The sequence below is a fragment of the Pseudomonas sp. UMAB-40 genome (genome assembly GCF_900095275.1).
GTDB lineage: Bacteria > Pseudomonadota > Gammaproteobacteria > Pseudomonadales > Pseudomonadaceae > Aquipseudomonas > Aquipseudomonas mandelii_B.
In genome coordinates this window covers 17,456-39,196 of record NZ_LT607583.1, presented here as the reverse complement: position 1 = coordinate 39,196, position 21,741 = coordinate 17,456, and the positions used below count along the sequence as shown (strand labels likewise).

The 21,741-nt window shown below is 61.1% G+C and carries 15 protein-coding genes; 13 read left to right on the top strand and 2 right to left on the bottom strand.

What is annotated here, in order from left to right; all coding sequences use genetic code 11:
• Positions 1 to 144: 144 nt before the first annotated feature.
• The 6 genes from recC to K0F88_RS30655 all read left to right on the top strand — a co-directional run bounded on the left by recC (position 145) and on the right by K0F88_RS30655 (position 11,856).
• Positions 145 to 3,597: an exodeoxyribonuclease V subunit gamma gene (gene recC / locus K0F88_RS30680; protein WP_219097670.1), complete on the top strand. Its 3,453-nt coding sequence runs from the start codon at positions 145 to 147 to the stop codon at positions 3,595 to 3,597.
• A complete protein-coding gene (gene recB / locus K0F88_RS30675) occupies positions 3,594 to 7,283 on the top strand; it encodes an exodeoxyribonuclease V subunit beta (RefSeq protein ID WP_219097669.1) in 3,690 nt (1,229 codons plus the stop codon). Before recC ends, recB begins: the two co-directional genes overlap by 4 nt.
• Positions 7,280 to 9,388 (top strand): exodeoxyribonuclease V subunit alpha, encoded by a 2,109-nt coding sequence (recD, locus tag K0F88_RS30670; protein WP_219097668.1) that lies wholly within the window; start codon positions 7,280 to 7,282, stop codon positions 9,386 to 9,388. The genes recB and recD overlap by 4 nt, the downstream gene beginning before the upstream one ends.
• A 117-nt stretch (positions 9,389 to 9,505) precedes the next feature.
• The gene (locus K0F88_RS30665) at positions 9,506 to 10,081 is read left to right on the top strand and encodes a YfiR family protein (RefSeq protein WP_219097667.1); all 576 of its coding nucleotides are present in this window, start codon (positions 9,506 to 9,508) and stop codon (positions 10,079 to 10,081) included.
• Positions 10,078 to 11,346 carry a diguanylate cyclase domain-containing protein gene (locus K0F88_RS30660; RefSeq protein ID WP_219097666.1) on the top strand — a complete coding sequence of 423 codons (1,269 nt, stop codon included), beginning with the start codon at positions 10,078 to 10,080 and terminating at the stop codon, positions 11,344 to 11,346. Before K0F88_RS30665 ends, K0F88_RS30660 begins: the two co-directional genes overlap by 4 nt.
• Positions 11,347 to 11,352: 6 nt before the next feature.
• A complete protein-coding gene (locus K0F88_RS30655; RefSeq protein WP_176457703.1) occupies positions 11,353 to 11,856 on the top strand; it encodes an OmpA family protein in 504 nt (167 codons plus the stop codon).
• Here the strand turns inward: K0F88_RS30655 and K0F88_RS30650 are convergent.
• Positions 11,853 to 12,800 carry a LysR family transcriptional regulator gene (locus tag K0F88_RS30650; RefSeq protein ID WP_219097665.1) on the bottom strand — a complete coding sequence of 316 codons (948 nt, stop codon included), beginning with the start codon at positions 12,798 to 12,800 and terminating at the stop codon, positions 11,853 to 11,855. The genes K0F88_RS30655 and K0F88_RS30650 overlap by 4 nt on opposite strands.
• 149 nt (positions 12,801 to 12,949) lie before the next feature.
• On the opposite strand from K0F88_RS30650, the gene K0F88_RS30645 reads away from it, so the two are divergent.
• Together K0F88_RS30645 and mmsB are read left to right on the top strand one after the other, a co-directional pair.
• Positions 12,950 to 14,476, top strand: coding sequence for a CoA-acylating methylmalonate-semialdehyde dehydrogenase (locus tag K0F88_RS30645; RefSeq protein ID WP_219097664.1), 1,527 nt, complete (start codon positions 12,950 to 12,952; stop codon positions 14,474 to 14,476).
• Between the two features lie 10 nt (positions 14,477 to 14,486).
• Positions 14,487 to 15,374, top strand: a complete 888-nt coding sequence (gene mmsB, locus K0F88_RS30640) for a 3-hydroxyisobutyrate dehydrogenase (protein WP_077747330.1) — start codon at positions 14,487 to 14,489, stop codon at positions 15,372 to 15,374.
• A gap of 45 nt (positions 15,375 to 15,419) precedes the next feature.
• On the opposite strand, the gene K0F88_RS30635 is transcribed toward mmsB, so the two are convergent.
• Positions 15,420 to 15,764 (bottom strand): cupin domain-containing protein, encoded by a 345-nt coding sequence (locus tag K0F88_RS30635; protein WP_007946320.1) that lies wholly within the window; start codon positions 15,762 to 15,764, stop codon positions 15,420 to 15,422.
• Between the two features lie 531 nt (positions 15,765 to 16,295).
• Here K0F88_RS30635 and K0F88_RS30630 point away from each other — a divergent pair.
• From K0F88_RS30630 to K0F88_RS30610, 5 genes are read left to right on the top strand one after another with little or no spacing between them, the layout of a single operon-like run.
• A complete protein-coding gene (locus K0F88_RS30630) occupies positions 16,296 to 16,865 on the top strand; it encodes an acyl carrier protein (protein WP_094469250.1) in 570 nt (189 codons plus the stop codon).
• An 8-nt stretch (positions 16,866 to 16,873) separates the two neighbouring features.
• Positions 16,874 to 18,148: a beta-ketoacyl-[acyl-carrier-protein] synthase family protein gene (locus tag K0F88_RS30625; RefSeq protein ID WP_094469249.1), complete on the top strand. Its 1,275-nt coding sequence runs from the start codon at positions 16,874 to 16,876 to the stop codon at positions 18,146 to 18,148.
• A 1-nt stretch (position 18,149) separates the two neighbouring features.
• Complete coding sequence (locus tag K0F88_RS30620; RefSeq protein WP_094469248.1) at positions 18,150 to 19,208, top strand: beta-ketoacyl synthase; 1,059 nt, start codon at positions 18,150 to 18,152, stop codon at positions 19,206 to 19,208.
• The gene (locus tag K0F88_RS30615; protein ID WP_094469247.1) at positions 19,205 to 20,500 is read left to right on the top strand and encodes a beta-ketoacyl synthase; all 1,296 of its coding nucleotides are present in this window, start codon (positions 19,205 to 19,207) and stop codon (positions 20,498 to 20,500) included. Before K0F88_RS30620 ends, K0F88_RS30615 begins: the two co-directional genes overlap by 4 nt.
• Complete coding sequence (locus K0F88_RS30610; RefSeq protein ID WP_094469246.1) at positions 20,497 to 21,705, top strand: beta-ketoacyl synthase N-terminal-like domain-containing protein; 1,209 nt, start codon at positions 20,497 to 20,499, stop codon at positions 21,703 to 21,705. Before K0F88_RS30615 ends, K0F88_RS30610 begins: the two co-directional genes overlap by 4 nt.
• The last annotated feature ends 36 nt before the right edge of the window (positions 21,706 to 21,741 follow it).

The window sequence follows — 21,741 nt, the reverse complement described above, 5'->3', positions numbered from 1 at the left end:
ACCCCTATCTGCGTATGCAGGTAGGGGTTTTGTTTTGTCCGCAGGAAAGTTCGTACAGCAACATCAGACGGCTCCCGGCTGTCACAGTCTCCCGACAATGCTAAGGTTCGGCCCTAGCTTTTGTATTTTCCCAAGGAAGCCTTTATGCCGGACGCGACGTCCCTCAGTGCTGGTTTTATGGTGGTTCACGGTAATCGCCTGGATGAGTTGCGCAGCCTGGTGGTCAGCTGGATGCGGCGCTACCCGTTGGCTCCCTTGGAAAATGAAATCGCACTGGTACAGAGCAACGGCATCGCCCAGTGGCTGAAGCTGGCTCTGGCTGAAGACCCTGAAGAAGACGACATGGGCGGCTGCGGCATTGCGGCAGCCATTGATGTTCAACTTCCGGGCAGCTTCATGTGGCAGCTCTATCGCATGGTTCTGGGCCGTGATGAAATTCCAGTCAAATCCCTACTTGATAAGGCCCCACTGACCTGGCGGCTGATGCGTCTGCTTCCGCAGCTGATCAATCAACCGCATTTCGAACCGCTGCAACGCTTCCTTACCCATGACTCCGATCTGCGAAAACGCTACCAGTTGTCCGAGCGGCTGGCGGATCTGTTCGACCAATACCAGGTATACCGGGCCGACTGGCTCGAAGATTGGGCGGAAGGTCGTCATCAATTGCGAAACGGCAGAGGCGAAGCCAAGCTCCTGACCCCAGCCAACTGCTGGCAGGCAGAGTTGTGGCGGGCTCTGTTGCTGGATGTGGGTGAGCAAGGTATGGCGCAAAGCCGTGCCGGTGTTCATCAACGGTTCATCGAACGTATCAACAGCCTCGACGTGGCACCCAGAGGACTACCTTCTCGGGTGATCGTTTTCGGGATCTCCTCTCTCCCGGCACAAGCGCTCGAAGCTCTCGCCGGACTGGCGCGATTCAGCCAGGTCCTGCTTTGCGTACACAACCCATGTCGTCACCATTGGGCAGACATCGTCGCCGATAAAGACCTTTTGCGGCATCAATACAAGCGCCAGGCTCGCAAGAGCGGGATGCCTGTTGTGCTTGATCCGCAAACCCTTCATCAACATGCTCACCCGCTATTGGCGGCATGGGGCAAGCAGGGGCGGGACTACATCAATCTGCTCGACAGCTACGACGATCCCAGCAGCTACCGCTCGGCATTTCGTGATGGGCGCATCGACTTGTTCAGTGATAGCCAGCCACAGACCATGCTTAACCAGTTGCAGGACGACATCCTTGAACTGCGCCCCCTCAACGAAACCCGCGAACTCTGGCCGCCTGTCGATCTCAATCAGGACGCATCGATTCGTTTCCACATCGCCCATAGCGCCCAGCGCGAAGTGGAGATCCTCCACGATCAGCTGCTCGCACGCTTCAGTGCCGATCCAGAATTGAAGCCTCGCGACGTGATCGTGATGGTCCCGGACATCGACAGCTACGCACCGCATATCCGTGCAGTCTTCGGTCAACTTGATCGCTTCGATCCGCGCTTCATCCCCTTCACACTCGCGGACCAAGGCCAGCGCGGTCGTGATCCGCTGCTGATTGCTGTCGAACATCTACTCAAACTGCCGGACAGCCGTTTCCCCGTCAGTGAAATCCTCGATCTGCTGGATGTTCCTTCACTGCGCGCTCGCTTCGGTGTCGAGGAACGTGACCTGCCCACCCTGCATCGCTGGATCGAAGGCGCAGGTATTCGTTGGGGAATGAATGCCGAGCAACGTGCAGGTCTGGGCTTGCCTGAAAAACTGGAGCAAAACAGTTGGCGTTTCGGCCTGCGCCGGATGCTGCTCGGTTATGCCGTCGGCAGCGCCGCCGCCTGCGAGGGCATTGAGCCTTACGACGAAATTGGCGGTCTGGATGCTGCGCTCATCGGTCCTTTGGTCGCACTGCTGGACGCGTTGGAGATTGCCCACCAGGAGCTGACTCAACCGGCACCGCCCAAGCAATGGGGCGTCAGGATGCAGGTTTTGGTGCAGTTGTTCTTCCAGGCCAGCAATGAACATGACGACTATTTGTTGGGCCAACTTGAAGAACTGCGGGAAACCTGGCTCGAGACCTGCGAATCAGTGGGCTTGCATGATGAGCTGCCTTTGACCGTGGTCCGTGAAGCCTGGCTGGCAGGCCTCGACCAGGGCCGCCTTTCCCAGCGCTTCCTGGCCGGGGCGGTCAATTTCTGCACCTTGATGCCGATGCGGGCAATCCCCTTCAAACTCGTTTGTCTGCTCGGGATGAATGATGGAGATTACCCGCGCGCACAACCGCCGCTGGACTTTGATCTCATGGGCAGCGACTACCGCCCGGGTGATCGTTCCCGGCGTGAGGATGACCGCTATCTCTTGTTGGAAGCCCTGTTGTCGGCACGTGACCAACTCTATATCAGTTGGGTCGGCCGCAGCATTCGCGACAATAGCGAGCGCCCGGCTTCAGTACTGATTGGCCAACTGCGCGATCATCTCGCCGGTGGCTGGCGATTACAGGCCGACAGTAAAAAACTGCTGGAAGCCATGACTCAGGAACACCCGCTGCAACCCTTCAGCGCCCGCTATTTTCATGAAGGCGATGACCTGTTCAGCTTCGCAAGCGAGTGGCAGGTGCTTCATCAAGCCAGTGAACAGGCAACGGACATCAAGCCCCTTGATGCCTATGTTCAGGAAGAGCCGCTGAGCCTCGGTCAATTGCAGGACTTCCTGCGCAATCCCGTGCGACATTTTTTCAGTCAGCGACTCAAGGTGTACTTCGAAGCGGCTGAGGCCCCCCTGGCCGACGAAGAGCCCTTTGTACTCGACGCTCTCCAACGCTATAGCCTCAGTGACAGTTTGCTCGAAGCGGCGCTCGGGCAACTGGATCACGCCGACGATGCGCTTGAGGCCCAGGCCAAACGTTTACAAAACAGTGGGCTCTTGCCCATGGCCGGTTTCGGCGAATGCCTGCAGCGAGAGTTGATCGAGCCACTGCCGGATCTGTTGCAGCGTTATCAACAACTCCTTGCGTTGTGGCCGACACCGCTCACCAGTGCGTTGCCAGTCAACCTCGAACTGGAAGGCCTGCGCCTGGAAGGCTGGCTCAGTGGCCTGCACCAACGTGCGGATGGCGGCCTGCTGTCAGTCACCACCATTCCTAACAGCATCGGTTCGATCAAGACCCGCAAGTGGCATCGTCTGACGCGACCCTGGGTCAATCACTTGGTGGCTTGCGCCAGCGGCATGTCGATGACCACCGCGCTGGTCGCCAGTGACGACAGTCTGCTACTGGCCCCTTTGGAACTGGGCGCTGCACGGCATGCCCTGAGTAACCTGTTGCAAGCGTGGCAAACCGGCATGCGCCAACCCCTGCCGATTGCCGTGAAAACCGCCTTCGCGTGGCTCTCTCAAACTGACCCGGCCAAAGCCGACGCCGCCGCTCGCAAGGCCTATGAAGGCGACGGTCAAACCACCGACGGCGAACGTCGCGAAAGCCCGGCACTGGCACGACAGTTCGCCGATTTCGACGCTCTGACCGACGAGGAGACCTTCCCCGATTGGTGCAACGCTTTGTACAAACCGATGCTTGAAGCCCCCTGGCGTTCATTGACCAGCGAGGAGGCGCGCTCATGACTACGAAAACACCGCTGGCCCTTGCTTTTCCCTTGAGCGGCAGCCAACTGATCGAAGCCAGCGCCGGTACCGGCAAGACGTTCACCATTTCTGCGCTGTACCTGCGTCTGGTCCTCGGTCACGGTGGCGAATCGAGTGGGTTTGGGCGTGAACTGTTGCCGCCGCAAATCCTCGTGGTCACGTTCACTGATGCCGCGACGAAAGAGCTGCGCGAACGTATTCGTACCCGTCTGGCCGAAGCGGCCCGATACTTTCGTGACGAGACCCAGGCACCCGATAGCCTCATCGCGGAATTGCGTGACCAGTACCTCCCCGAACAGTGGTCCGGCTGTGCGAACCGTCTGGACATTGCCGCGCAGTGGATGGATGAAGCCGCCGTCTCGACCATCCACAGTTGGTGCCAGCGCATGTTGCGCGAGCACGCGTTTGACAGTGGCAGCCTGTTCACCCAGACCCTGGAAACCGATCACAGCGATTTACTGGGTGAAGTCCTGCGCGATTACTGGCGGCTGTTCTGCTATCCGATGCAAGGTGATGCACTGAACTGGGTGCGGGGTAATTGGGGTGGTCCGGCGGCGTTATTGCCGCGAGTACGCAGTTTGTTCGCCAGTGAGCGTGACAGCGTTGAAGGCAAGGAACCTGCCGAGCTGATCGCCGAGTGCTTGCAGGAACGGCGCTTGGCCTTGCTCGAACTCAAGATGCCCTGGCGCCAATGGGCGGACGAACTGCTTGCCATCTGTCACCAAGGTGTTGCGAGCAAAAGTGTCGACGGTCGAAAGATGCAGGCACGTTATTTCGAACCCTGGTTCGAAAAACTCAAAGCCTGGGCCGAAGATGAATCCCTTGAGCAACTGGATATCGGCACGGGCTTCACTCGCCTGACGCCTGACGGCATGGCCGAAGCCTGGAAAGGCGACGCTCCCAGTCATCCGGGGCTGGACGCCATGCCCGCGCTCAAGGCCAGCCTAGACGGTTTGCCAACCCCCGACGCAGCCGTTCTGCAACATGCCGCGCAGTGGGTCGGGGCACGGTTCGAAGAAGAAAAACGTCGCCGCGCGGAGATGGGCTTCGACGACATGCTGCTGCGCCTTGATGCGGCGTTGCAATCCGAAGGTGGTGAACGCCTGGCGACCCTGATTCGCGAGCAGTTTCCAGTGGCGTTGATCGATGAGTTCCAGGACACCGACCCGGTGCAGTACCGGATTTTCGAAAGCATCTATCGCATCGAAGACAACAACCCCGAATGCGGCCTGTTTCTGATCGGCGACCCCAAGCAAGCGATCTACGCCTTTCGCGGCGCCGACATCTACACCTACCTGCGCGCCCGCCAGGCCACCGCCGGCCGTCTGCATACACTGGGTACGAATTTCCGTTCCAGCCATGGCATGGTCAATGCGGTGAACCATGTGTTCGAGCGCGCGGAGTCTCGTGAGCTGGGGCGCGGCGCGTTTCTGTTTCGTGAAAAGAACGGTGAGAACCCGGTACCGTTCCTGCCCGTCGAATCCCAAGGGCGTAAAGAAGTTCTGCACATCGATGGCCAGCTCGTGCCGGCTCTGAACATCTGGCACCTGTCCGCCGATCAGCCGCTGTCCGGCGCGGAATACCGACAAAAACTCGCCGCCGCGTGCGCCAGTGAAATCACTGCGTTACTCAATGGTGGCCAGGAAGGTCGGGCAGGTTTCATCGAGAAGGACAAAAACTTGCGGGGCCTGCTGCCTGCGGACATTGCGATTCTGGTTCGCGATGGCAAAGAGGCCCAGGCCGTGCGTGGCGAACTGTCTGCACGCGGGGTACGCAGCGTTTATCTGTCAGACAAGGATTCAGTGTTCGCCGCTCAAGAAGCCCACGACCTGCTGACCTGGCTCAAAGCCTGTGCCGAGCCGGATGTCGAGCGACCGCTGCGAGCCGCATTGGCCAGCATCACGCTGAACCTTTCCCTGGCGGAACTGGAGCGGCTGAATCAGGACGAACTGGCCTGGGAAGCGCGGGTCATGCAGTTCCGTGGTTATCGCGAGCTGTGGCGCAAGCAAGGCGTGCTACCCATGTTGCGGCGCTTGCTGCATGACTTCCAGTTGCCCCGATCGTTGATCGCGCGCAGCGACGGCGAACGTGTACTGACTAACTTGCTGCACCTGTCCGAGCTATTGCAACAGGCCGCTGCCGAACTCGATGGCGAGCAAGCGCTGATTCGTCATTTGTCCGAGCATCTGGCGTTGTCCGGTCAGGCCGGCGAAGAACAGATCCTGCGTCTGGAGAGCGATGAGCAACTGGTCAAGGTCGTGACTATTCACAAGTCCAAGGGCCTTGAGTATCCCTTGGTGTTTCTGCCGTTCATTTGCTCGGCGAAACCGGTGGATGGCAGCCGTTTGCCGCTGCATTACCACGATGCAAACGGCAAGGCGCAGGTGACGTTGAAGCCGACTGCCGAGTTGATCGCCCTGGCCGATGATGAACGTCTGGCCGAGGATCTGCGTTTGCTCTATGTCGCCCTGACCCGGGCGCAACATGCCTGCTGGCTGGGTGTGACCGATCTCAAGCGCGGCAATAACAACAGCTCGGTACTGCACCTTTCTGCGTTGGGTTACTTGCTTGGCGGCGGTGCCCCTCTGGCCGAGTCCGCAGGTTTGAAACGCTGGCTCGAAGACCTCCAGCAGGACTGCCCGGCACTTCTGTACGGTGATATGCCGCCAGCAACGGCCGAGCATTACCATCCCCCACGCAATGACGCGACGCTGCTTGCGCCGCTGATACCCAAGCGCAAGGCCAGTGAAAACTGGTGGATTGCTTCTTACAGCGCTTTGCGTATCGGCGACAGCCTGAGCGTGGGCAGTGACGAAGCCCCGGAGAACCCGCAGGCGCAAAAGCTCTTTGACGATGAACGTCTTGATCCGCAGGCGCCACGAGACGTGGCCGCCGGTGGTGCCGATATCCACCGATTCCCCCGTGGTCCCAACCCCGGCACCTTTCTCCATGGTTTGCTGGAGTGGGCCGGTGACGAAGGTTTTTCTGCTGCACCACAAGTCGTGGAAGATGCCATTGCCCGCCGCTGCAATCGCCGTGGCTGGGAAGGCTGGATCAGCACCCTGAGCGATTGGCTGCAGCACTTGCTCAAGTCTTCGTTGCACCTCGGCGGGGGGCAGCCTCCGGTCGTGTTCGAGCAGCTCATCCAATACCGGGTCGAGATGGAGTTTTGGTTCGCCAGCCATAAAGTCGACGTGCTCAAACTGGATGAACTGGTGCGCCAATACACCCATAACGGCGTCGCTCGGGTGGCCGCTGAACCGGTCTTGCTCAACGGCATGTTCAAGGGCTTCATCGACCTGACGTTCGAACACGACGGCCGATATTACGTTGCCGACTACAAATCCAATTGGCTGGGGCCCGATGACGCGGCGTACACCGATCAGGCCATGGAGCAGTCGATTCTCGACAATCGTTACGACCTGCAATACGTGTTGTACCTGTTGGCCCTGCATCGCCAACTCAAGGCGCGGCTTGCCGACTACGATTACGACCGGCATGTCGGTGGCGCGCTGTATTTGTTCTTGCGCGGCACACGGGCATCCACCCAGGGCGTCTATTTCGCCCGTCCGCCCAGAGAGCTGATCGAGCGTCTGGATCGACTCTTCCAGGGCAAGCCAGAACCCAAGGCCGAGCCTGCCTGGGAACAGGGAGTATTACTATGAGCCGCACCTTCGCCGATTTGCTGCCCACGCCATTGGCAGCCGACAGCCTGGCGGATCTGGCACCCCTGAGTCGCGCCGATGACTTGTTGCTTTTACTCTCGCGCTGGGTCGAACGCGGCTGGCTGCGGGCGCTGGACAAGGCCTTTGTGGCCTTCCTCCATGAGCTTGCCCCCGACGACGATCCGTTGGTGTTGCTCGCCGCCGCATTGACCAGTCACCAACTGGGTCACGGCCATGTCTGCCTGGACCTGTTCGAGACGCTCAAAGAGCCGGATTTTGCCCTGTCGCTGCCACCGGAAGGCGATCTGCAAAGTGGCGCGATGGTGTTGCCGTCGCAATTGCTTGAAGCACTGGATGGCGCCCATTGGTGCAAGGTCCTGGCGTCCAGCCGTCTGGTGGCTCTGGCGGTCGATGGTCGTGAGGCTGCGCAATCACGGCCCTTGGTGTTGTCGGGCAAGCGCCTGTACCTGCGCCGCTACTGGGTTTACGAAAGACGCATCGACAACGCCCTGCGCCTGCGCCTCGCTGAACACGAAACAACGCCGGATGACTTGCCCCAGCGACTCACTGGCTTATTCGGTCCAGCCAGCCCCGGCGAAGTGATCGACTGGCAGAAACTCGCCTGTGCCCTGGCTACCCGCAGCGCGTTCAGTATTGTCACCGGCGGCCCGGGGACCGGTAAAACCACCACCGTCGTGCGGTTGCTGGCATTGCTCCAGGCGCCAGCGGTGGAGGCCGGCAAACCGTTGCGAATCCGCCTTGCCGCACCCACCGGTAAAGCGGCGGCACGGTTGACGGAATCCATCAGCCAGCAAGTCCGGACGCTGGAAGTCGATGAAAATGTAAGAAACAAGATCCCCTCTGACGTGACGACCGTGCACCGCTTGCTTGGCAGTCGCCCCGGCACCCGGCACTTCCGTCACCATGCCGGTAATCGCTTGCCGCTGGATGTGCTGGTGGTGGATGAAGCCTCGATGATTGACCTGGAGATGATGGCCAACCTGCTCGACGCGATGCCGGCCCATGCCCGGCTGGTGTTGCTCGGTGACAAGGACCAACTGGCATCGGTGGAGGCCGGCGCCGTGCTCGGTGATTTGTGCCGCGACGCCGAGGCCGGTTGGTACAGCCCGCAAACGCGCCAGTGGCTGGAGACGGTCAGTGGTGAAAGCCTGGAAGCCAGCGGTTTGCAGGAAGACGCTGACGCAACTCATCCCCTGGCCCAGCAAGTAGTGATGCTGCGTCACTCGCGCCGGTTCGGTGAGGGCAGCGGCATTGGCCAGTTGGCGCGTTGGGTCAACCAGCAGCAACCGGAGGAAGCCCGCACGTTGCTCGCAGCTCGAAGTCACGCCGACGTGTTTTCCCTGCCCCTCAAAGGTGAGCACGACCGGGCGCTGGAACGCTTGCTGCTCGAAGGCCATGGCGACGGACCGCAAGGTTATCGCCACTACCTGAGTCTGCTGCGCAGCCAGCGGCCACCGCTCGACAGCTTGCTCGAAGACTCACGCTGGACCGATTGGGCGCGTCAGGTATTGCAAGCTTTCGACGCCTTCCAGTTGTTGTGCGCGGTACGCAAAGGGCCGTGGGGCGTGGAGGGGTTGAATCAACGTGTGACCGCCGCGCTGCTCAAGGCTCGACTGATCGACAGCGACCAGCAATGGTACGAAGGTCGACCGGTATTGATGACGCGTAATGACTATGGCCTGGGGTTGATGAACGGTGACATCGGCATTGCCCTCAAACTGCCGGAGCGTGATGGGCCTGAGGCAGGGAAGCACGTGCTGCGTGTGGCGTTCCCGCGCAATGATGGCCAGGGTGGCGTGCGATTCGTTCTGCCGAGTCGACTCAACGATGTCGAAACGGTTTATGCCATGACCGTACACAAATCCCAGGGCTCGGAGTTTGCCCATACGGCTTTGATTCTGCCGGATGCCCTGAACCCTGTACTGACCAAGGAGCTGATCTACACCGGGATCACCCGGGCCAAGAACTGGTTCACCCTGATCGAACCTCGTGCCGGGGTGTTCGAGGAGGCGGTGCGGCGCAAGGTCAAGCGCTTGAGCGGGTTGATGCTGGAGTTGGAGGATGGGATTGAGCCGAGCCATTGAAAGGGTGGCACGGCACGCCGGAAACTGTCCGAAGTGCCGTAGTGCACCGCCTCGCTGGGGGGTAAACGCTATGCTATCGTTGCGGCATTATTTCGTAACATCGAAGAGAATCCCTGCATGAAGGTGGCTGTCTGGACGACAGGGCGCGTCGTTGGCCGCAAGCAAGTGCTGCTCGCGGGGTTTCTTTGTTTGCTGACCGGTGTTGTGTTCGCTCAATCGGAAACTCCGGTGAGCATGGCCGACCAACGCGCCAGATCGGTCACTCAGGTAGTCCTCGGGATTCTCAGTTACGCGCGCTGGCCTGTTGAGCCTGCACAACTGCGCCTGTGCGTGGTCGGCCCCACCGAATACACCGACGACCTGGTCAAGGGCACGACCCAGTCCACCGGCCGGCCCGTCACCGTGCGCCGGCTGTTGGCCGATAACCCGTCGATTGTCAGTGAATGCGATGCGGTGTACATCGGCAAGTTGACCGATGACGAGCGCCGCCAACTTTTTGCTTCGCTGACAGGACGCCCGGTGCTGAGCATCAGCGAAAGTGACGATCAATGCACCGTGGGCAGTCTGTTTTGCCTGAAGGTCACGGATGACCAGGTGTCTTTCGAGGTCAACCTCGACTCCGTCGCCCGCAGCGGCGTGCGCATTCACCCCAGCGTGCTGCAACTGTCCCGCCGCAAGCCGGCGGCGCCATGAGTCTATTCAAACCGGATAGTCGCCCAACCTTGCGCTCGGTCATTGGCCGCGGACATTTGATCGTCGCCCTGATAGCCGTGGCCATGGCCAGCCTCTCGCTGACCCTGCTGGGTGTGTTGGCGTTGCGGGTGTATGCCGACCACAATCTGCACCTGATCGCACGCTCGATCAATTACACAGTGGAAGCCGCGGTGGTGTTCAACGACAAAGCCGCAGCCACTGAGGCCCTGGCATTGATCGCCTCCACTGAAGAAGTCGCTGACGCCAGGGTGCTGGACGAAAAAGGCCGGTTACTGGCCCGTTGGCAACGACCGGAAAGCGGCTTGTTCTCCGATCTGGAATTGCAGATCGCCAAAGCCTTTCTGGAAAAACCCATCGACATGCCGATCGTTCATCAAGGTCGGGACATCGGCAGCATTCAGCTCACCGGTCACGGTGGCAGCCTGATGCGCTTTCTGCTCAGTGGCCTGATGGGCATTATTCTGTGCACGGCCATCAGCGCCTGGGTCGCACTCTATCTGGCGCGCCGACAACTTCGCGGGATCACGGGGCCATTGCGCAGCCTCGCCACGGTGGCTCACGCGGCTCGCATTGATCGAGCCTTCGACCGGCGCGTGCCGCCCGCCGACATTGCCGAACTCGACAACCTGGGCAACGACTTCAATGCCTTGCTCGATGAACTCGAATCCTGGCAAACGCACCTGCAAAGCGAAAACGAAACCCTGGCGCACCAGGCCAGCCACGACAGCCTCACTGGATTGCCGAACCGGGCATTTTTCGAAGGCCGACTGATTCGCGCGCTGCGCAATGCCCACAAGCTCAATGAGCGCGTGGCCGTGCTGTTTCTCGACAGCGATCGTTTCAAGGAAATCAATGACAGCTTCGGTCATGCCGCCGGTGACGCCGTGCTGGTTGCCGTCGCCAGCAGGGTTCGGGCGCAGTTGCGCGAAGAGGATCTGGTGGCGCGTCTGGGCGGCGACGAATTTGCAGTGCTGCTGACGCCGCTGCACAAAACCGAAGACGCCGAGCGGATTGCTGACAAGATCCTCGCCAGCATGGAAGTCCCAATCCCGTTACCGGGTCATACCCAGGTCCTGACTTCACTCAGTATCGGTATTGCCGTGTACCCGGATCATGGTGCCACACCGGGCGCGTTGCTCAATGCCGCCGATGCGGCGATGTACCAGGCCAAGCGCGTTTCCCGCGGTGCACAGCACACGTCCGGGTCGGAGCACCCGGTCGCCCACGTACACACCAGGAGCTAAATTGTCGTGTTCTCAATCACCCAGCGTTCCCTGCGATTTTTCGCAATCACCTTGTTCATGGCCGTCCTTGCATTGACCGGGTGCCAGACCGCACCGCAAAAGGGCCTGACCCCGGCGCAAATCACTGTACTCAAACAGCAAGGCTTCGAGCTGACCGATGAGGGCTGGGCGTTCGGTCTATCCGGCAAAGTGCTGTTTGGCAGTGACGACGACAGCCTGAACGCCGCCAGTACCGGGATCGTCCAACAGATCGGCAAGGCCTTGCTGGGTGTCGGCATCGAGCGAGTGCGGGTCGACGGCCACACCGATACCTCCGGCAAAGAGTCCTACAACGAACAGCTCTCCCTGCGTCGTGCGAAAAGCGTCGGCAAGGTGCTGACCACGGTGGGCATGAAAGAAGAAAACATCCAACTGCGCGGTCTTGGCAGCAGTCAGCCGGTGACGTCGAACGACACCGCCTCTGGTCGCACCGAAAACCGCCGGGTATCGATCGTGGTGAGCGCCGATTAGTCGGCGAACAGCATCTCCCGGTTTTCGCCCATCAACAGACCCTGATTCTGTTCAGTGACGGCGCGGATGTAATCCCACAACAGGGTGATCCGCTTGAGCTTGCGCAGGTCCTCGCGGCAGTACATCCAGAACTGCCGGGTGATGTTGATCTCTTCCGGCAACACCGGCAGCAAGCGCGGGTCCTGAGCCGCGAGGAAGCACGGCAGAATCGCCAATGACCGTCCTTGCTGCGCCGCCACGAATTGCGCGATCACGCTGGTGCTGCGCAAGTTGGCGCTGGCGCCGGGCAACACATTCGCCAGGTACAACAGCTCCGAGCTGAACGCCAGATCGTCGACATAACTGATGAATGAATGCTTGCCCAAGTCTGCCGGGCGGCGGATCGGTGGGTGCTTGTCCAGATAATCCTGAGTCGCGTAGAGCTGTAGCTTGTAATCGCAGAGTTTGCAGCAGACGTAAGGGCCATGCTCCGGGCGCTCCAGGGCGATGACGATGTCCGCCTCGCGCTTGGACAGGCTGATGAAGTGCGGCAGTGGCAGGATGTCCACCGAGATCGCCGGGTAGGCGTCGACGAAATGGCTCAGCTGCGGGGTGATGAAAAAACTGCCGAAGCCTTCGGTGCAACCCATGCGGACATGCCCGGACAGCGCCACGCCGGAGCCTGAAACCTGTTCGCAGGCCATGTGCAGCGTGCTTTCAATCGATTCCGCGTAACCGAGCAATCGCTGACCTTCGGCGGTCAGGACAAAACCGCTGGTCCGGGATTTCTCGAACAGCAACGTACCCAATGCCGCTTCCAACGAACTGATGCGCCGCGACACGGTGGTGTAGTCCACCGCCAGGCGCTTGGCCGCAGTGCTGGCCTTGCGGGTGCGGGCGACTTCGAGGAAAAACTTGAGGTCATCCCAGTTCAACGAGCCTAAGGACGTGATGTTTTTTTGCATGATGGACCGGCTTTTATGTGCGTTCTTATTAGAAGTTTGCACATCTATACTCCAAAAACAGTCCGACAACCAATTCGCGACACACGCCTCATCTCAAGGCGACTTATCCGCCTTGGCTCCCTGCATAACAATAAGTATTGGAGACCAGCATGAACGCATCGCTCACGCCCAACGAAACCACTGTCCAGACCGTCAAGTTGTTGATCAACGGCGAGTGGGTCGAGTCCCAGACCACCGAGTGGCACGACATCGTCAACCCGGCGACCCAGCAAGTGCTGGCCAAGGTTCCGTTCGCCACCGCGCAGGAAGTGGACGCCGCAATCAGCGCTGCCCATCGCGCCTTCCAGACCTGGAAGCTGACGCCGATCGGCGCGCGGATGCGCATCATGCTCAAGCTCCAGGCGTTGATTCGCGAACACTCCAAACGCATCGCTGTGGTCCTGAGTGCCGAACAGGGCAAGACCATCGCCGACGCTGAGGGCGACATCTTCCGCGGCCTGGAAGTGGTCGAGCACGCTTGCTCCATCGGCAGCCTGCAAATGGGCGAGTTTGCCGAGAACGTCGCCGGCGGTGTTGATACCTACACCCTGCGTCAGCCCATCGGTGTTTGCGCCGGTATCACCCCGTTCAACTTCCCGGCGATGATTCCGCTGTGGATGTTCCCGATGGCGATCGCCTGCGGCAACACCTTCGTGCTCAAACCGTCCGAACAGGACCCGATGTCGACCATGCTGCTGGTGGAACTGGCGATCGAGGCCGGCGTTCCGGCGGGCGTGCTCAACGTGGTTCATGGCGGCAAGGACGTGGTGGACGCGCTCTGCACCCACAAGGACATCAAGGCTGTTTCCTTCGTTGGTTCGACTGCGGTCGGTACTCACGTCTACGACCTGGCCGGCAAACACGGCAAGCGCGTGCAATCGATGATGGGTGCGAAGAACCACGCCGTGGTGCTGCCGGATGCCAATCGCGTACAAGCGCTGAACGCGCTGGTCGGTGCTGGTTTCGGTGCCGCTGGCCAACGTTGCATGGCCACTTCGGTGGTGGTGTTGGTGGGCGCGGCCAAACAATGGTTGCCGGACCTGAAAGCGCTGGCGCAAAAACTCACGGTGAATGCCGGCAGCGAGCCGGGCACTGACGTTGGCCCGGTGATCTCGAAAAAAGCCAAACAGCGGATTCTCGATCTGATCGAAAGCGGCATCAAGGAAGGCGCCAAGCTGGAGCTCGATGGTCGCGACGTGACCGTTCCAGGCTTCGAAAAGGGCAACTTTGTCGGCCCGACCCTGTTCTCCGGCGTGACGCCCGAGATGCAAATCTACACCCAGGAAATCTTCGGCCCGGTGCTGGTGGTCCTGGAAGTCGACACCCTTGATGAGGCCATCGCCCTGGTCAACGCCAACCCGTTCGGCAACGGCACCGGCCTGTTCACCCAAAGCGGTGCGGCGGCGCGTAAATTCCAGACGGAAATCGACGTCGGCCAGGTCGGCATCAACATCCCGATTCCGGTGCCGGTCCCGTTCTTCAGCTTCACCGGTTCGCGCGGCTCCAAACTGGGCGACCTCGGTCCTTATGGCAAGCAAGTGGTGCAGTTCTACACTCAGACCAAGACGGTCACCAGTCGCTGGTTCGATGACGACAGCGTCAACGACGGTGTGAATACCACCATCAACTTGCGTTAAGGAGCGGGACATGAAAATCGCTTTTATCGGTCTCGGCAACATGGGTGCGCCGATGGCGCGCAACCTGATCAAGGCCGGCCACGCACTGAGCCTGGTGGACCTGAACAAAACCGTTCTGGCCGAGCTGGAACAACTGGGCGGCAGCATCAGCGCTTCGGCCCGTGAAGCGGCGCAAGGTGCGGAATTGGTCATCACCATGCTGCCCGCCGCTGTGCATGTGCGCAGCGTGTGGCTGGGTGAGGACGGCGTGCTCGCCGGTATCGGCAAAGGTGTGCCAGCCGTGGATTGCAGCACCATCGACCCGCAGACTGCGCGCGATGTGGCAGCCGCTGCGGCCAAGCAAGGCGTGGCCATGGCCGATGCGCCGGTCTCTGGCGGTACGGGCGGTGCGGCGGCCGGGACGTTGACTTTCATGGTCGGCGCCACCCCTGAACTGTTCGCCACCCTGCAACCGGTGCTGGCGCAGATGGGCCGCAACATCGTTCATTGCGGTGAAGTCGGCACCGGGCAAATCGCCAAGATCTGCAACAACCTGCTGCTGGCGATTTCCATGGTCGGCGTCAGTGAAGCCATGGCGCTGGGCGATGCCCTCGGGATCGACACCACCGTGCTGGCCGGGATCATCAACAGTTCCACCGGGCGTTGCTGGAGTTCGGAGATGTACAACCCGTGGCCCGGCATCGTCGAAACGGCGCCGGCCTCGCGCGGTTATACCGGCGGGTTCGGTGCCGAACTGATGCTCAAGGATCTGGGGCTGGCGACTGAGGCGGCGCGTCAGGCGCACCAGCCGGTGGTGCTCGGCGCGGTGGCCCAGCAGTTGTATCAAGCGATGAGCCAGCGTGGGGAAGGTGGTAAAGACTTCTCGGCGATCATCAACAGCTATCGCAAACCCCAATAAGGGTTTTCCGGGAACCCGCGTCGGGCGGGTTCCCGGTTTTTTGCATCAGGCAAACACGAAATACTTGCGCACGGTTTCAACCACTTCCCACGTGCCTTTCATTCCCGGCTCGATGACGAAAATATCACCGGCACGCAGATGGATCGGCTCTTTACCTTCCGGGGTGATGATGCAATACCCCTCGCGGAAATCGCAGTATTCCCACTTCACGTATTCCACATACCACTTGCCCGGCGTGCAGATCCAGGTGCCCATGATCTTGCTGCCGTCTTCGCTGGTGTAGGCGTTGAGGTTGACGGTGTGCGGGTCGCCTTCGAGTTTTTCCCATTTGCAGGCATCGAGCACCGGCAGCGGGTGGGTGTCGCGAAGAACGGTAATAGGTGCGGTCATGTGGACTCCGGGCAGCGGGTTCAAGAACTGAAGTCGCACCCTATAGCGCCCCGCACTCGGTCAGTTGTCTGTGCTCGACACTCAGTTACCCAGAAGCGCTGTGCCGGTTTGCACGGATTGGTTAGTCATCCCTCAACACGCCGTGTTTAACGACTGCGCTGATATAGCACGACAGTTATAAAGTTATAACTATTTTACTTGTTCGGTTTTTACTCTTTATACGTCTGTCCTGCGAGCCGGAAGTTAATACTTTCGCGTCTACCCATGTTTGGCCATCGAGACACTGCGTGCCCCACCATACGCAGCCTTTGTTAAGTAAATAAGTCGAGTGGCGCAAGGCTGCGCACCAATCGAGTGCGGTGCGCAGGCTCGTTCGGACGCCTTTCTCAAGTTGTTAAAAAACTTTAAAGAGTTCGTTGACTCTCCCCTTAAGGGCAGAGTTTAGATTTCTGCCGCGTGAGAAGTTGCTGTGGGAATAGTTACTTCTCACATACGGAACTCATGAAGCATTCACGATATAGGGAGATAGAGATGAACAATCCATTGGAACTGGAAAATGTCATTGCCAGCACCCGCGAGATCCTCGCGCAATTGTTGGTGATGAGCGCCGATGATATCGATGAAAACAGCAGTATCGTCGAGGACCTCAGTGCCGACTCGCTGGACATCGTCGACCTGAGCTTTCAACTGGGCCGTCAGTATGGCTGCACCTTGCCTAAAACCAGCGTGCTGGATCACGCCGTTGCTGTCTGCGGCGACGCCAGCGAATTCCTGGCCGGTGGCCGCATCACTGAGAACGGCAAGGTCTTGCTCGAACAGAGCCTGAGCGCCTACTCCCCGGATCAACTCAAGGCCGGTATGCAACCGGCGCAGGTGTTTGCCGCCACTACGGTGCGCAACTGGGCGCAACAGTGCCGCAACCTCTTCAACCATCTGCCGCAAAGCTGCCCCGATTGCGGCGCTCATCAAGCCGTGCTGAACGAACGTCAGCAAGTGGTCTGTGGCGCGTGCAGTGCGCGGCTGGTGCCAGCCGACGGGGACGAGGTTTCACGCCAACTGGTGGAGCAGTTTGTGGCCACCCACGTCAAAGAGACGGTGTAGGAGTTCTCATGCGGACACGAGAAGTCTATGTGACCGGATTCGGTCTGGTGGCGCCCATGGCACTGGACGCCGCCACGTTGTTCGAGCGGATCTGCCAGAAGCAGTCCTGTGTTCGCGAACATCCACGGTTCAAGGCGCTGGGCTTCAACAACAGCGCGGCCGGGTTTATCGACGACGGCCAGTGGCAGCAGATCGCCGCGGGATTCGGCGGCAATGCCACGCTGCATCCGCGGCAAAGCGTTCTGGCCGAATTTGTCGCCCGACAAGCCTTGCAGCACGCCGGTCTGACCCCGACAGCCTTTGCCCACGCCCGCAGTGGATTGTTCCTGGGGGCCAACAAGTACTGCGCAGACAGTCACGATCTGCATCGCGCCAGTCGCTGCATGGATGAGACCGGACGTGTCGATCTGGATCAACTGCTGGATACCCCGGCGGCGTCGCGCGCTCTTTTCGGGCGCCGGGTCGATCAGCAGACCCTGCACCTGGCCGAGACGCTCGGTATCCGCGATCACATTTCGACCCACTCCGATGCCTGCGCCGCCGGCACCATGGCGATCGGCAGCGCTTATCGGGCGATCGAGCGCGGCGAAATCGACCTGGCCATTTGCGGTGCCGTCGAACTGATGGCCAACGAGTTGCCGTATTACATGTTCAACAGCCTTGGCGCGCTGTGCCAGGCCGACCTGCCGGCGAGCGAGCAGAGCCGACCGTTCATGCCGGACCGCTGCGGCTTCGTGATCAGCGAGGGCGCGGCCATGGTTGTTCTCGAATCCGCCGAGCATGCCCAACGTCGCAAAGCCACGCCGTTGGGGCGTGTGCTGGGTTACGCGAATGTGTGCGAGGCACAAAAAATGACCTCCAGCAGCCGGGATGGCAGCAAATACGAGGAATGCATGGAAGCCGCTATTGAAGACGCCGGGCTGCTCAGCAGCGCCGTGCAACACGTCAACACCCACGGCACGTCCACCCAGGCCAACGACAGTTGCGAAGCCCTGGCCTTGCAGCGGGTGTTCGGCGAGTGCCAGGAACACGTGACGTTTACTGCCAACAAATCGGCCATCGGTCATTCCCTGGCGGGCAGCGGAGCGATTGAAGCGGTGCTGTCGCTGATCAGCCTGCGGGACGGCGTACTGTTGCCGACCCTGAACTACGATCACGACCGCACCGAATACCCCTCGCTGAAATTTCTCAGCGAGCCGATGCGCCAGTCGATCAACGTGGTGATGTCCAACTCGTTCGGTTTCGGCGGCGTCAACAGCTCGTTGGTTCTGGGGAGGGCATGACATGAGCATTGCCGTTTACATCCATTCGGCGGCCGTATTGAACGCCGCCGGCAGCGAATGTGCCGACCTGCTCGGGACGCCACCCTCGTCACAACCCTTGGCATTCGACGCGACGCGACGGGCTTACCCGCTGCCGACTCCGCGTCTGGCCAGCGATCTGTTCGACCGCAAGATCCAGCGCAGCGTCGAACCGCAGGGCCTGCGCCTGTTGCATTGCGTGGCGCGCCTGGCGCCCGCGCTGGCGGCCCTGAATCTGCCGCCGGCACGGATCGCCCTGACGGCGGCCATTCCTGAGGTCGATGCGCCAAGCCCTTGCTGGGACGCGGTGCAAGCGATCGGTGAGCAACCGCAAAAGCCTCTGGCGCAACTGTTGGCCAACACGCCGCCGCTGCATGCCCTGACGCTGCTCAACAGCAGCGTGATGGCCTACGTGGCCGAAGCGTTGCAATGCCACGGGCCGATGGGCGGGTTCTGTTCCCAGGACAACGCCGGGCTCGATGCCCTGATCGAAGCCTGCCAGCAGATTGTCGAGCAACGCGCCGACGCCGCGCTGGTGGTCAGTAGCAGCCCGAACCTGACGCCGGCCCTGTATCTGCGTGACCCCCATCAAGCCAGCGAGGCGATGTATGGCGAGGGGGCCGCGGCGCTGCTGCTCGGCTTGGTACCTGCGCCCGACACTCCGATCACCTTGCGCATCGCCGGGTTCGCCCGGGGTTACAGCGCTGATCCACAACGTGGCGCTGCGGTTGGCCGGGGGGTGATCGACCGGGCGCTTAGCGTGGAAAAACTGCGCCTCGGTGACGTCGGGCAGATCGTTGCCAATCCCGAGGATGCGCAATTGATGAGCCTGATCGCCGACCACCCAAGGGACGTTCGCAGCGCCCGGGCCATGACCGGCGACCTTGGCGCCAGTGCCTTGCTGACCGAGATCGCGCTGGCCTTGCACCACACCCACACCGCCTCGGCGACACCGGGCTACACGCTGCTGGTCAGCCATAGCCGCGCCGGTCATTGGGGCGCCTTGCTCCTGGCCAGTGAAACCATGGAGGAGCACACATGAGTGCGACACGGATTGTGATTACCGGCATGGGCGCCGTGACCGGATTCGGTTTCGAATGGCAGACCCTCTGGGAAAAAATGCTCGGCGCCGAACATTGTGTGCGCCTATGGCAACCTGACGGAGTGGAGGACGGCACGTTCCCGGTGCGCTACGCCGCGGCCGTGGACATGAGTCTGTTGCCCGAGGCTCTGCAGGACCATCCGGCCTGGACCTTTGCATTGGAAAAACGCAGCCGTTTTGGCTGGGTGGCCGCCACCCAGGCGGTGAACGACAGCGGACTTGCGCCTGAGCAGTTGCGTGACGCCGCCGTGCTTTGCGCCTCAGGTGCGCCCCAACACATGCTGGCTGACATGCTGTTGACCCAGGCACCGGATGGCCGCGCTCCAGGCTGGCAACACCTGATGCCGCGTGCCGGGGAGGTCAATGCCGACGGTTCGCTGCGTCAGGGCAATGATCGACTGGCGCGGGTGATTGCCGACGGTTTGGGCTGCGAAGGCCCGGTGATCAATATCAGCAGCGCGTGCGCCGGAGCCTCCCAGGCCATCGGCAATGCCTTCCAGATGATTCGCCGCGGTGAAGTGAGTGTGGCGATTGCCGGTGGTGCCGATTCGGTGCTGAACCTCGACACCATGGCCGCGCTGTACCTGCTCGGCGCGGCCTCGAGCGAGCAGCGCTGGGGCGTTGATCTGTGCCGGCCGTTCGACCGTGATCGCAGTGGCCTGATTGCCGGCGAGGGCGGTGGTTTCGTGGTACTGGAAAGCCTTGAACATGCACTGGCGCGAGGGGCGACGCCGTATGCCGAGGTGCTCGGCTTCGGCAGCAGCCTGGACGCCTACAAGGTCACCGCCCCGCAACCCGAAGGCCGGGGCGCGGCGCTGGCGATGCAAGCCGCGCTGGACGACGCCGGCCTGCGTGCGCAACAGATCGATCTGATCAACGCCCACGGCACGTCGACGCCGCTCAACGACGTCGCCGAAACCCTGGCGATCAAAAGTGTGTTCGCCGAGCACAAGCACTACCGTTCCCTGGCCGTCAGTGCCAACAAGTCGCAATTCGGGCACTTGATTGCCGCCGCCGGTGCGCCGGAGTGCATGGTCACGGCCCTGGCATGCCTGAACGATCTGGTCACGCCGACCGTGAACCTGCATGAGCTCGATGAACAGTGCGACCTGGACTATTGCGCCGGGCAAGCGGTCAGCCGTCGGGTGGATTTTGCCTTGAGCAACTCCTTCGGTTTTGGTGGCCTGAACACCTCGCTGGCCCTTGGCAAATATCGGGAGCACACACAATGACGGGCGCTACTGTGCGTATTGCGATCGCCGGCAGCGGTTGCGTATTACCCAGCGGCTGGGGCGTGCAACGTTTCTGGTCGGCGGCCAGTGAAGCCCGCAGCGGCATTGCCGTGCTGCAATCGAAAGTGTTCCACAGTGAGCGCGTGGCGGCCTTCGGGCATGTCAGTGATGAAGACCATCAAACCAGTCGCCAGGACGTGGCCCAGAACCTCCAGCGCTACTGCCCGCCGGCCGTGATCTGGGGTGTCAGCGCGGTGCGTCAGGCCTTGGCCGAAGCGGGGCTTGAACCGGGCAATGACAGCCTGCGCTACGGCCTCTATTGCTGCCAGGGTGGATACACCCATCCGTCGTTGGCGGCCTATGGTGAATTGCTTCACGAGTGCCGCGATGAGTCCGGTGCCGACATGCGGCGCCTCGCTCAGCGGGTGTTGCAGGAGCGCGCGCTCGACCCGTTCCTGGTGCTCAAAAGCCTGAGCAACGGCTTGCTCGGGATTGTCAGTCTGGCGCTGAAACTGGAGTGCGAGTGCAACGCTTACATGCAAGGCGTGGCTGGCAACCTGGCGGCGTTACGCGAGGCGTGCGCAGCGTTGCAAAGCGGTCGTGTCGATGCGGCGATTGTGGTCGGCGCCGGCAGTGAACTCGATCCGTTGGCGCTGGCCGCGCTGGCCGAGGCCGGCGTGATCAGCACCAACGGTTCCCAGACCCTGCGTGCATTCGATCGTCAAGGCACGGGCGGGATTGCCGGTGAAGGGGCGGCGGCGCTGATTCTGCGCCGGGTGGACGATCTGCCGGATGGCCCGCAGACGTGTCTGTCGGCACTCTTCGCCCATCCGCGGCTGGGCTCGTTGAACCTGCCGGACAAGCAGGTCGATTTGCTGGTCAGCAGCGCCAGCGGCGATCCGCAAAAAGACGCCGACCTGGCCCGCACGCTCGCCCGCGCCGGCGCTGCGCACATCACCAGCAGCGTGCCGGTGACCGGCATCCTCAGCGGCGCGCCGAGCCTGGTCGACCTGATCCTGGCGCGCAACGCACTGCTTGCCCAGCGTGTGCCACCGATCATTGGATTGCAGCAACCGGTGGACCCGCACCTGCCGTTTGTGCTCGGTGAGGGACGCGACGCGGTGCTGCGTGACTGCCTGATTATCAACCGCGACGACAACGGTTTCAGCGCCTGTTACCAGCTCGACTATCAGTCGACCGACTAGCCGTTTTAGCGCATTGAATCGCCTCTACTTTTCTGA

What these genes read in the sequence shown, in the direction of transcription:
- K0F88_RS30645 (WP_219097664.1), top strand. Translation starts at nt 12,950, where the DNA reads ATGAACGCATCGCTCACGCCCAACGAAACCACTGTCCAGACCGTCAAG.
- K0F88_RS30650 (WP_219097665.1), bottom strand. Translation starts at nt 12,800, where the DNA reads ATGCAAAAAAACATCACGTCCTTAGGCTCGTTGAACTGGGATGACCTC.
- recC (WP_219097670.1), top strand. Translation starts at nt 145, where the DNA reads ATGCCGGACGCGACGTCCCTCAGTGCTGGTTTTATGGTGGTTCACGGT.
- K0F88_RS30625 (WP_094469249.1), top strand. Translation starts at nt 16,874, where the DNA reads ATGCGGACACGAGAAGTCTATGTGACCGGATTCGGTCTGGTGGCGCCC.
- K0F88_RS30665 (WP_219097667.1), top strand. Translation starts at nt 9,506, where the DNA reads ATGAAGGTGGCTGTCTGGACGACAGGGCGCGTCGTTGGCCGCAAGCAA.
- recD (WP_219097668.1), top strand. Translation starts at nt 7,280, where the DNA reads ATGAGCCGCACCTTCGCCGATTTGCTGCCCACGCCATTGGCAGCCGAC.
- K0F88_RS30615 (WP_094469247.1), top strand. Translation starts at nt 19,205, where the DNA reads ATGAGTGCGACACGGATTGTGATTACCGGCATGGGCGCCGTGACCGGA.
- K0F88_RS30620 (WP_094469248.1), top strand. Translation starts at nt 18,150, where the DNA reads ATGAGCATTGCCGTTTACATCCATTCGGCGGCCGTATTGAACGCCGCC.
- K0F88_RS30610 (WP_094469246.1), top strand. Translation starts at nt 20,497, where the DNA reads ATGACGGGCGCTACTGTGCGTATTGCGATCGCCGGCAGCGGTTGCGTA.
- mmsB (WP_077747330.1), top strand. Translation starts at nt 14,487, where the DNA reads ATGAAAATCGCTTTTATCGGTCTCGGCAACATGGGTGCGCCGATGGCG.
- K0F88_RS30635 (WP_007946320.1), bottom strand. Translation starts at nt 15,764, where the DNA reads ATGACCGCACCTATTACCGTTCTTCGCGACACCCACCCGCTGCCGGTG.
- recB (WP_219097669.1), top strand. Translation starts at nt 3,594, where the DNA reads ATGACTACGAAAACACCGCTGGCCCTTGCTTTTCCCTTGAGCGGCAGC.
- K0F88_RS30660 (WP_219097666.1), top strand. Translation starts at nt 10,078, where the DNA reads ATGAGTCTATTCAAACCGGATAGTCGCCCAACCTTGCGCTCGGTCATT.
- K0F88_RS30630 (WP_094469250.1), top strand. Translation starts at nt 16,296, where the DNA reads ATGAACAATCCATTGGAACTGGAAAATGTCATTGCCAGCACCCGCGAG.